The 10,190-nt window shown below is 71.6% G+C and carries 10 protein-coding genes; 7 read left to right on the top strand and 3 right to left on the bottom strand.

What is annotated here, in order from left to right:
• The first annotated feature begins 176 nt into the window (after nt 1-176).
• A complete protein-coding gene (locus ACIBJF_RS43635; protein ID WP_399182719.1) occupies nt 177-647 on the top strand; it encodes a hypothetical protein in 471 nt (156 codons plus the stop codon).
• 3 nt (nt 648-650) lie between these two features.
• Complete coding sequence (locus ACIBJF_RS43630) at nt 651-1,583, top strand: hypothetical protein (protein WP_399182717.1); 933 nt, start codon at nt 651-653, stop codon at nt 1,581-1,583.
• Nucleotides 1,584-1,639: 56 nt separating this feature from the next.
• Here the strand turns inward: ACIBJF_RS43630 and ACIBJF_RS43625 are convergent, their stop codons facing one another.
• Together ACIBJF_RS43625 and ACIBJF_RS43620 are read right to left on the bottom strand one after the other, a co-directional pair.
• Nucleotides 1,640-2,584: a DeoR/GlpR family DNA-binding transcription regulator gene (locus tag ACIBJF_RS43625; RefSeq protein ID WP_399182715.1), complete on the bottom strand. Its 945-nt coding sequence runs from the start codon at nt 2,582-2,584 to the stop codon at nt 1,640-1,642.
• A 166-nt stretch (nt 2,585-2,750) separates the two neighbouring features.
• Nucleotides 2,751-4,199 carry an NAD(P)H-quinone dehydrogenase gene (locus ACIBJF_RS43620; RefSeq protein WP_399182713.1) on the bottom strand — a complete coding sequence of 483 codons (1,449 nt, stop codon included), beginning with the start codon at nt 4,197-4,199 and terminating at the stop codon, nt 2,751-2,753.
• 96 nt (nt 4,200-4,295) lie between these two features.
• Here ACIBJF_RS43620 and ACIBJF_RS43615 point away from each other — a divergent pair, with 96 nt between their 5' ends.
• The 5 genes from ACIBJF_RS43615 to ACIBJF_RS43595 all read left to right on the top strand — a co-directional run bounded on the left by ACIBJF_RS43615 (nt 4,296) and on the right by ACIBJF_RS43595 (nt 9,351).
• Complete coding sequence (locus tag ACIBJF_RS43615; protein ID WP_399182711.1) at nt 4,296-4,733, top strand: gamma-glutamylcyclotransferase; 438 nt, start codon at nt 4,296-4,298, stop codon at nt 4,731-4,733.
• A gap of 148 nt (nt 4,734-4,881) precedes the next feature.
• Nucleotides 4,882-5,706 (top strand): purine-nucleoside phosphorylase, encoded by an 825-nt coding sequence (locus ACIBJF_RS43610; RefSeq protein ID WP_399182709.1) that lies wholly within the window; start codon nt 4,882-4,884, stop codon nt 5,704-5,706.
• Between the two features lie 141 nt (nt 5,707-5,847).
• Complete coding sequence (locus tag ACIBJF_RS43605) at nt 5,848-7,479, top strand: phospho-sugar mutase (protein ID WP_399182707.1); 1,632 nt, start codon at nt 5,848-5,850, stop codon at nt 7,477-7,479.
• 463 nt (nt 7,480-7,942) lie between these two features.
• Nucleotides 7,943-8,485 carry a hypothetical protein gene (locus tag ACIBJF_RS43600; protein WP_399182706.1) on the top strand — a complete coding sequence of 181 codons (543 nt, stop codon included), beginning with the start codon at nt 7,943-7,945 and terminating at the stop codon, nt 8,483-8,485.
• 377 nt (nt 8,486-8,862) lie between these two features.
• The gene (locus ACIBJF_RS43595) at nt 8,863-9,351 is read left to right on the top strand and encodes a hypothetical protein (protein WP_399182704.1); all 489 of its coding nucleotides are present in this window, start codon (nt 8,863-8,865) and stop codon (nt 9,349-9,351) included.
• A 60-nt stretch (nt 9,352-9,411) separates the two neighbouring features.
• Here ACIBJF_RS43595 and ACIBJF_RS43590 read toward each other — a convergent pair whose 3' ends face one another.
• Nucleotides 9,412-10,110 (bottom strand): PH domain-containing protein, encoded by a 699-nt coding sequence (locus tag ACIBJF_RS43590; RefSeq protein WP_399182702.1) that lies wholly within the window; start codon nt 10,108-10,110, stop codon nt 9,412-9,414.
• Nucleotides 10,111-10,190 lie beyond the last annotated feature (80 nt).

The raw sequence follows: 10,190 nt of genomic DNA, 5'->3' as shown, positions 1-10,190 counted from the left end.
CCCTCAACGCCCACAAGGCGGGCACCATCAAGGGCCTGACCGCGGAGGTCGGCGCCTCCGTCACCTCCGGCGCGGCGATCTGCGAGATCAAGGACTGAAGTCCCGCCCCACCGAACTGAGTTGGCCCCCGGTGCACACCGGGGGCCAACCGCTCTTCCGGGTCCTAAGCTGGTCGCGTGGACTTCGTCTTCACGGTCACCAGCGCCGGCCACGGTCAGGCCGAAGGGCTGCTCCAGTGGTTACGGCAGGATGCGACCGTACCGCCGTGGTCCAGCCGGACGGTCGAAGGCCGGGACAGTGTGGACCTCCGGGTCAGAGGCGACATCGACACGGCGGCCCGGTTCGCGCAGTCCCTGATCGACTGGCGGAACGCGTTCGCCCGGACCACCACCATGTTCGTCACCGTGGATGCGTCCCCCACGACGAAGCTCAGCGCCTCCCTGCCCTCCGACCCGACCGATCTCGAACTCAGGGCCCGTATCTCCCGGTTGATCGATGACGCCACCCACGACGGGGCGTCCGAGACCATCCACCTCACCGAAGCGCCCGGGGGCTTCGGGACCCCGGTCCAGCCGACGGGCCACACCTCCCCCGGCCCCGTCCTCGACCCCGACGACGACTGGGCGCGGGACGCCGAGGAGTCGTAACCCGTGGGAGACATCGCCAAGGGCGCACTCGGCGGGGGCTGGACGCTGCTCGTCGGCTGGATCCTGCCGACCGCGCTGAACCTGTCCGTGTTCCTGTTCGCGGTCGCGCCCAGCCTGCGCCGCCCCGCGCTGCTGGCCGGGCACTGGCCGACGACGGGAGGCCACGCCGCCCTGCTGCTCCTGGTCGCGGCCGTCCTGCTCGGGCTGGTCCTCAACGCACTCCAGACCCCCCTCTACCGCTTCCTCGAGGGGTACGCCCTGTGGCCGGCCGTGGCGTACGAGCGTGGCTGCCGGGTGCAGCGGGCGCGGCGTCAGCGCATCGCCGACCGGCTGGCGGCCACCTCCGGCACCTCACCGATCCGGCGGGCCCTGCTCACCGAGAAGCTGAGCCGCTATCCGGTCGGCGACGAGCAGATCGCCCCGACCCGGCTCGGCAACGCCATCCGCCGCTTCGAGGAGTACGGCCACGACCGCTACCGGCTCGACACCCAGGTCCTGTGGAACGAGCTGACCAGCGCCGCCCCCGAGTGGACCCGCAGGCAGAACGACACGGCCCGCACCAACGTCGACTTCTTCGTGGCCCTGCTGTACGGCCATGCGGCGGTGGCCGGTTCGGCGCTGGCCGCGCTGGCGTCCGGCCGGGCCGACCGCCCGGTGCTGGTCGTCACGGCCGTCGTGCTCCTCGGCCTGACGCCGGTGTGGTACCACGCGGCGGTGGCCGCGACCGACGAGTGGGCGGCGGCGGTACGCGCCCTGGTCAACCTCGGCCGCAAACCCCTGGCCGAGGCGCTCGGCCTGATCCTGCCGGCGGACCTGGAGGACGAGCGCACCATGTGGCAGCTGGTGACCCGCATGTCCCGCCGCCGGTACGCCCCGGCGGCCCGCTCGGCCATGGCCCCGTACCGGTCAAGCCCGTCTGAGGACCGACCAGCCTGAAGGGGCGCGGGGCTGTGTCCGACCCGCGGCCCCCACGGCGACCAGGCGCAGGCACCTCACCGCCGCCGCAGATCAGCGACCCGCCCCCGCTCCACCCCCGTGTGCTCCCCCACCCCCGCAGCCGACCTCAGCGGTGAGGAACCCGGCACATGCCCCCTGCGTGGCCCCGGCAGGGGAGCGCGCCGCGCCGGGGCCTGCTCACCCCCCGGAGGGGCTCCGTTCGCCCCGGCGACGGCGATCTGCACACCCTGGTCGGCAAGGGCCTGCAACTCGGTGGCGGCACGGTCGTCGTGGGTCGGCGGCTCGTCGGTGACCAGGCGCGTGATGAGGTCGGTCGGCACGGTCTGGAACATCGTGTCCGTGCCGAGCTTGGTGTGGTCGGCGAGGACCACGACCTCCGCGGCGGCCTGGACGAGGGCCCGGTCGACGGACGCCGAGAGCATGTTGGAGGTGGACAGCCCGCGCTCGGCGGTGAGCCCGCTCCCCGACAGGAAGGCCTTGGACACCCGCAGCCCCTGCAGGGACTGCTCCGCGCCGGAGCCGACGAGGGCGTAGTTGGAGCCGCGCAGGGTGCCACCGGTCATCACGACCTCCACCCGGTTGGCGTGGGCCAGCGCCTGAGCCACCAGCAAGGAGTTGGTGACGACGGTCAGCCCGGGCACCCGCGCGAGCCGGCGGGCCAGCTCCTGCGTGGTCGTACCGGCCCCGACCACGATGGCCTCGCCCTCTTCGACGAGGCCCGCCGCGAGGTCGGCGATGGCCGTCTTCTCGGCGGTCGCGAGATGGGACTTCTGCGGAAAGCCGGATTCTCGCGTGAACCCGCCCGGCAGTACCGCACCGCCATGCCGGCGGTCGAGGAGTCCTTCTGCCTCCAGTGCCCGCACGTCCCGCCGTACGGTCACTTCGGAGGTCTGGACGACGCGGGCGAGCTCACGGAGCGACACGGCACCGTTCGCTCGCACCATTTCGAGGATCAATTGGCGACGTTCAGCAGCGAACACGAAACTGACAGTAACCCCAGCGACCGTCTGCTTTCAGCAGTTTGCGCCGAATAAACGAAGTTGTTCGCATGCCAGGGTGGGAAGTGGTATAGGACCTACCCGCCCTGACTATGCCGTGCGCAAACGCGGCAACTCCCCGTGACCAGCGGGAAGTCGGAGCCCTCCGTCAGCCCTCCACGCCGGCCTTGCGGGTGTGGAGCTGGCGGGCCACCTCCGCGATCGACCCCGAAAGGGAGGGGTACACGGTGAACGCGTTCGCGATCTGTTCGACTGTCAGATTGTTGTCGACGGCGATCGAGATGGGGTGGATGAGTTCCGAGGCGCGCGGCGCCACGACCACACCGCCGACGACGATCCCCGTGCCCGGACGGCAGAAGATCTTCACGAAGCCGTCCCGGATGCCCTGCATCTTGGCGCGCGGGTTGCGCAGCAGCGGGAGCTTCACGACCCGGGCGTCGATCTTGCCCGCGTCCACGTCGGCCTGCGTGTAGCCGACGGTCGCGATCTCGGGGTCGGTGAAGACGTTGGAGGAGACGGTCTTCAGGTTCAGCGGGGCCACCGCGTCGCCGAGGAAGTGGTACATGGCGATACGGCCCTGCATGGCGGCGACGGAGGCGAGCGCAAAGACGCCGGTGACGTCACCGGCCGCGTAGACGCCCGGAGCGGTCGTCCTGGACACCTTGTCGGTCCAGATGTGGCCGGAGTCGCGCAGCTTGACGCCGGCCTCCTCCAGGCCGAGGCCCGCGCTGTTCGGGATGGCGCCGACGGCCATCAGGCAGTGGGTGCCGCCGATGACGCGCCCGTCGGCGAGCGTCACCTCCACCCGGTCCCCGACCCGCTTGGCGGAGGCGGCGCGGGAGCGGGCCATGACGTTCATGCCACGGCGCCGGAAGACGTCCTCCAGCACGGCGGCGGCGTCCGGGTCCTCACCGGGAAGGACCCGGTCCCGGGACGACACGAGCGTGACCTTCGACCCGAGGGCCTGGTAGGCGCCGGCGAACTCGGCACCGGTCACACCGGAGCCGACCACGATCAGCTCTTCCGGCAGCTCGGTGAGGTCGTAGACCTGGGTCCAGTTCAGGATGCGCTCGCCGTCGGGCTGGGCGTCGGGCAGCTCGCGCGGGTGACCGCCGGTGGCGATGAGGACGGCGTCGGCGGTGAGGGTCTCCTCGGTGCCGTCGGCGGCGGTGACGACGACCTTCCGGGACCCGTCGAGGGCCTGCATGCCGTCCAGCCGGCCGCGGCCGCGCATGACCCGGGCGCCGGCGCGGGTGACGGAGGCGGTGATGTCGTGCGACTGCGCGAGCGCGAGCCGTTTGACACGCCGGTTGACCTTCCCGAGGTCCACCCCGACCACCCGGGCCGCCTGCTCCAGCGGCGGGGTGTCGTCGGCGACGATGATCCCGAGCTCTTCGTACGACGAATCGAAGGTGGTCATCACCTCGGCCGTAGCGATGAGCGTCTTCGACGGCACGCAGTCGGTCAGCACCGACGCTCCGCCCAGACCGTCGCAGTCGACGACGGTCACCTCCGCACCGAGCTGGGCGGCTACCAGGGCCGCCTCGTATCCGCCGGGTCCGCCACCGATGATCACGATCCGAGTCACGTACTCCATTGTCCCGCACGCTTCAAGGTGCTACTGCCCGGGGGCGCGCGGAAGCTTCCCCTGGGACTCGAGTGACTCGCGTGCCCCCTGCCGTACCCTCTCCCCATGTCGCTCTACGCCGCGTACGCAGGCAACCTCGACGCGCGCCTGATGTCCCACCGCGCCCCGCACTCCCCGCTGCGCGCCACGGGCTGGCTGAACGGCTGGCGGCTGACGTTCGGCGGCGAGCACCTGGGCTGGGAGGGCGCGCTCGCGACGATCGTCGAGGACCCGCTCGCGGAGGTCTTCGTCGGCCTGTACGACATCGCACCTCTGGACGAGGAGTCCCTCGACCGGTGGGAGGGCGTCGGACTGGATCTCTACCGCCGGGTGCGCGTGCGCGTGCACACCCTCGACGGCGAGGAGGCCGCGTGGACGTACGTCCTGAACGCTTACGAGGGCGGTCTGCCCTCCGCCCGCTACCTGGGCGAGATCGCCGACGCGGTGGAATCGGCCGGGGCGCCCCACGACTATGTGATGGAGCTCCGCAAGCGCCCTTGCTGAGCACAGAGGGTTCAGCTGAGCACAGAGGGTTCAGAGGTGACGCGAAGCCCCCGTTCACGGGCTTCGTCGGAAACAACAAGACAACGAAAGCAATCCCGTGGCGTCTATCATCTACGCGCGTAGGCGTGGACCGGCTACTCTCAACCTCGTGAACGCATCTCTTCTTCCGGACGACATCCAGGGCGACCCGTACGCCGCCGCCGACGCCGCCGCCGCGCGCCTGCGCGAACTCACCGGCGCCGAGACCCACGACGTCGCCCTCGTGATGGGCTCCGGCTGGGCTCCGGCCGTCGACGCCCTGGGCGCGCCCGACGCCGAGTTCCAGGTCACCGAGCTGCCCGGCTTCCCGCCGCCGGCCGTCGAGGGGCACGGCGGCAAGGTCCGCTCGTACTCCTTCGGTGCCAAGAGGGCCCTGCTCTTCCTGGGCCGCACCCACTACTACGAGGGCCGCGGCGTCGCCGCCGTCGCCCACGGCGTCCGCACGGCCGTGGCCGCCGGCTGCAAGACGGTCGTCCTGACCAACGGCTGCGGCGGTCTGCGCGAGGGCATGCGCCCCGGCCAGCCGGTCCTGATCAGCGACCACATCAACCTCACGGCCACCTCCCCGATCGTCGGCGCCAACTTCGTCGACCTGACGGACCTCTACTCCCCCCGCCTGCGCGCCCTGTGCAAGGAGATCGACCCCTCCCTGGAGGAGGGTGTCTACGCGCAGTTCCCCGGCCCGCACTACGAGACCCCGGCCGAGATCCGCATGGCCCGTGTCATCGGCGCGGACCTGGTCGGCATGTCCACCGTCCTGGAGGCCATCGCCGCCCGCGAGGCGGGCGCCGAGGTGCTGGGCATCTCCCTGGTCACCAACCTGGCGGCCGGCATGACCGGCGAGCCCCTCAACCACGAGGAGGTCCTCCAGGCGGGCCGCGACTCGGCGGCACGGATGGGCGAGCTGCTGGGCCAGGTGCTGGGGAAGCTGTAAGCGGACGCAGGCGCTGCGGCGCCGGTGGCGTGGCTCCCGCGCGTTCACCTCTCGGCCGACGGTCTCGGGTGGGTGGGCGAACGGGGGTCCGGGGGCGGAGCCCCCGGTGGACCAGGCAAACACGGAGAGGTTGATCCCAAGGTGCACGACGATCTCATCGCCCGGGCCGAGGCATGGCTCGCCGAGGACCCCGACCAGGAGACCCGCGACGAACTCGCCAAGCTGATCGAGGCCGGTGACGTCGACGAACTGTCGGCCCGCTTCCGCGGCACCCTCCAGTTCGGCACCGCGGGTCTGCGTGGCGAACTCGGCGCCGGCCCGATGCGCATGAACCGCGGCGTCGTCATCAGGGCGGCGGCCGGCCTCGCCGCGTACCTGAAGAAGAACGGCCACACCGGTGGATTCGTCGTCATCGGCTACGACGCCCGCCACAAGTCCGCCGACTTCGCCCGCGAAACCGCCGCCGTGATGACCGGCGCCGGCCTGCGCGCCGCCGTACTCCCCCGCCCGCTGCCCACCCCGGTCCTGGCGTACGCCATACGGCATCTCGGCGCGGTCGCGGGCGTGGAAGTCACCGCCAGCCACAACCCGCCCCGGGACAACGGCTACAAGGTCTACCTCGGCGACGGCTCCCAGATCGTGCCGCCCGCCGACGCGGAAATCGCCGCGGAGATCGACGCGATCGCCTCCCTGAACGACGTACCGCGCCCGGAGTCCGGCTGGCAGACCCTGGACGACGCGGTCCTGGACGCCTATCTGGCCCGTACGGACGCCGTCCTCGCCGAGGGCTCCCCGCGCACCGCCCGCACCGTCTACACGGCGATGCACGGCGTCGGCAAGGACGTCCTGCTGGCCGCCTTCGCCCGGGCCGGTTTCCCGGAGCCCGTGCTGGTCGCCGAGCAGGCCGACCCCGACCCGGACTTCCCGACGGTCGCCTTCCCGAATCCGGAGGAGCCGGGTGCGATGGACCTGGCGTTCGCCCAGGCCCGCACGGCCGACCCGGACCTGATCATCGCCAACGACCCCGACGCCGACCGCTGTGCCGTGGCCGTCAAGGACGGCGCGGACTGGCGGATGCTGCGCGGTGACGAGGTCGGCGCCCTGCTCGGCGCCCACCTGGTCCGCCGGGGCGCGACCGGGGTGTTCGCCGAGTCGATCGTCTCCTCCTCCCTCCTCGGCCGGATCGCCGGGAAGGCGGGCCTGCCCTATGAGGAGACGCTGACCGGCTTCAAGTGGATCGCCCGCGTGGACGGCCTGCGCTACGGCTACGAGGAGGCCCTCGGCTACTGCGTGGACCCCGAGGGCGTGCGCGACAAGGACGGCATCACCGCCGCGCTGCTGATCACGGAGCTGGCCTCCGGCCTCAAGGAGGAGGGCCGTACCCTCCTCGACCTCCTCGACGACCTCGCCGTGGAGCACGGTCTGCACGCCACCGACCAGCTGTCGGTCCGGGTGCAGGACCTCTCGCTCATCGCGGACGCGATGCGCCGCCTGCGCGAGCAGCCGCCGACCGAGCTGGCGGGCCTGGCCATCACCGGCGCCGAGGACCTCACCCGGGGCAGCGAGAAGCTCCCACCCACGGACGGCCTGCGCTACACCCTCGACGGCGCCCGCGTGATCGTCCGCCCCAGCGGCACCGAGCCGAAGCTGAAGTGCTACCTGGAGGTCGTCGTACCGGTCGCGGACCACGCGGCCCTCCCGGCCGCCCGCGCCCGCGCGACGGACCTCCTCACCGCGATCAAGCGCGACCTGTCGGCGGCGGCCGGCATCTGATCCGTACGACAGCGATGGGGTGCCCCGAGCCGGGGGCACCCCATTTCGTCGTTCCGTCGTTCCTCAGCTCCCGGGATCCTGACGGTGGTTCGTCGCTCGCACCGCGGTCGCGCCTCCGCAGCCGACGGCACCGAGGCGGAGCCCCTCTAACACGACTCGTCTCCGCCGCCGCAGCGACACGCGGCGGCACACCGCGACACGCCGGGACACGCCGGGACACGACGGAAGTGAGCGAGCGTCAGAAGATACTTCAAAAGGGCTAATAGTCGGTCAATCCGCTTTTAATTACGTCTACTTGATGGGCCGACGGCGACCCTCAAGGAGCGGTGCGCGGCGCCAAAAATACCCCTATCGGCCTCTCGTTCCGGTTGTCTTATATGACCGATATGACCGGCGTGGGTACTTTTACTCAAGAGCCGGCTGACGGGCCGGTATCTGTGAAACCGGAGACAGGAGAAGCGACATGAAGCTCCCCCGTTCCACCGTCGTCACCGCTGGTATCGCGGCCGCGTCTGCCCTGGCCGCGACCGGAATCACCTACGCCTCGGCGGCCTCCGCCCCGGCGCCCCAGTCCGCTCCGGCCGCTCCCGCCACCTCTCCCCTCGGCGGCAACGCCGGACCGGGCAAGGGCAACGAGGGCGGGAACAGAGGCAGGGGCCCTGGGGGCAGGGGCCACGAGGACTGGGGCCGGATCGAGATCAACGAGCGCTCGTACTCCGCCCACCCCGGCGACTGCGTCACCGTGATCAGCGGCCTGGGCGCGAGGACCCTGAACATCCGCAACGACAGCCGCAAGACCGTCGAGGTCTTCCGCGGGGTGGTCTGCGACAACGGCGCTCCGGTCGCCACCGTCGGGCCCCGCAGCTCCGCGGAAGGCGTGCGCGTCGGGCACGTCGACGGCATCAAGATCAAGGACGGCGTGGTGGCCAGCTTCCGCGTGGTCCGGCACTTCGACGGGGACTGGGACGGAGGCTGGGACGGGGGCTGGGACGGGGGCTGGGACTAGTCCGCGCCGAGTGCACATGTGGTGCTCCGGCCTGCCGGAATCGGGCCGGAGCACCCGCCCTGACCATTGTCGGACCGCCGACACGCCGGGCGCATCCCGCCAGGACCGGACACCGGGCGCCGTACGCCGGGTGGCCGGGCGGCCGTCCGCTCGTCCACGGCCGATCCGCCCGGGTGATGTCCGCCCGGGCGCCGTCCGTCGGTGCCTGTCCCGGCACCGCGGCGGTCGGCTTCCTTCCGTCGTTTCCACACCGCCGAACGGGTGAGGAGCGGCATCAGACGCGTGCCGAGGGCCGCTGCCGCCTTCCCCTGGGCGGGACCGGGGGCGCGGCCCGGGAGCATCCGTATTCGTGTTCGTGAAACCGTGGGGTGAGTGAGATGAGTGTGGACACGGTGGAGGACATCAGCGACGAGACCTACGTCCTGGATCTCCTCACCATCACGCTGACCCCCGCGCTGCCGTGGCTCGGGCACCAGGTCCGCTGCGAGTTGGACGGCCATCTGAAGGAGGCCGTCGACCTGACCCGGGTCACCTGCAATGTGATCATGAAGTTCGGTCCGGTGAAGATGCTGGACCGCTGGTATCGGCTGCCCGACCTGCTGGCCCGCATGGGCGCGACACTGTCGGGGGACCCCAGGTCACCCGCCGGGCCCTGGAAACAGGCATGGGTGCTGCGGCTTCCCGAGACGGTGCCGGTGGCCGAGCACCGGATCCGCCTGCGCGCGCGGACGGGGAACGGAAAGAACTTCTTCGCGCTGGACATCCCCGTGGACTTCCGGCGCAGATTCCATCCGTCCAGGACGAACGGCGGCGGCGGCTCGCGCATGTTTCACGGCCAGCGCTGCGGCTCGGTGACCCCCGGCTGACGCCCGCCCATCCCCGCGACCGGAGTTCCGCTCATCCCCGCCAGGAGGCCCCGGAGAACCTCACCCGATGATCAGCAGAATCAGCAGCAGCACCGCACCCGCCAGCGCGGGCGCGATCACCTCGTACGCCCAGCGCACGGCGACCTCCCCCTGCGCCGACTCCGCCTCGCCGCGCCGGTCCAGCAGTTCCCGCAGCTCGTCCATGACCTGGTCGGTGTCCGCGCGGGTCGACCCGGACCCCAGGCCGGCGCTGCCGGGGGCTCCGAAGCCGCCCACGGTGCCGAAGCCGAAGTTCCGGCGCGTCGGCTCCCCGCCGCGCGCCGCGTCCGCCGCCGCCCGGGACTTGCGCATCTCCGCCTTCTTGCGGGCCCGCAGCGACACGGGGACCGCCCACAGCTGGTACTTGCCGCCGGACTTCGCGACGACCTCGTTGGAGAAGCCGGAGCGCAGCGAGGCGACCTGGCCCCAGGGCAGGCTGATCACCCGGAACGGATTGCGCACCCGCAGCCGGTCCTCGCCCGCGAAGACCGCCGGGCGGAGCGTGAAGGCGATCACCAGCGGCACGATCAGGATCATCGCGGCGAGCGCCAGCCACGGCGTGCGGCCATGGCCCTGGAACAGCGCGTCGAAGCCGAGCCAGCCGACGACGACGAGCAGCAGCACGCCGCCCACGAGCGCCATGGGCGAGCGGTAGATCCGGTCCTTGGCGGCGGGGCCCGGAGGCTGTGACGCGGGTGACTGGTGGTCGGGGGTGGTCATGGGCCAAGTCTGCATGACACCGTCGGCACTGCCGCCACGCGCCCCGGAACCGGCGCTCAGCTGTGATCTTCGGGCGGAAG

Origin of the sequence: Streptomyces sp. NPDC050743, from assembly GCF_044456925.1 — a bacterium.
Classification (GTDB): Bacteria; Actinomycetota; Actinomycetes; order Streptomycetales; family Streptomycetaceae; genus Streptomyces.
The sequence above is the reverse complement of the archived record's forward strand: the minus strand, read 5'-3'. Positions and strand labels throughout refer to the sequence as shown.

What these genes read in the sequence shown, in the direction of transcription:
- ACIBJF_RS43620 (WP_399182713.1), bottom strand. Translation starts at nt 4,199, where the DNA reads ATGGAGTACGTGACTCGGATCGTGATCATCGGTGGCGGACCCGGCGGA.
- ACIBJF_RS43615 (WP_399182711.1), top strand. Translation starts at nt 4,296, where the DNA reads ATGTCGCTCTACGCCGCGTACGCAGGCAACCTCGACGCGCGCCTGATG.
- ACIBJF_RS43600 (WP_399182706.1), top strand. Translation starts at nt 7,943, where the DNA reads ATGAAGCTCCCCCGTTCCACCGTCGTCACCGCTGGTATCGCGGCCGCG.
- ACIBJF_RS43595 (WP_399182704.1), top strand. Translation starts at nt 8,863, where the DNA reads ATGAGTGTGGACACGGTGGAGGACATCAGCGACGAGACCTACGTCCTG.
- ACIBJF_RS43590 (WP_399182702.1), bottom strand. Translation starts at nt 10,110, where the DNA reads ATGACCACCCCCGACCACCAGTCACCCGCGTCACAGCCTCCGGGCCCC.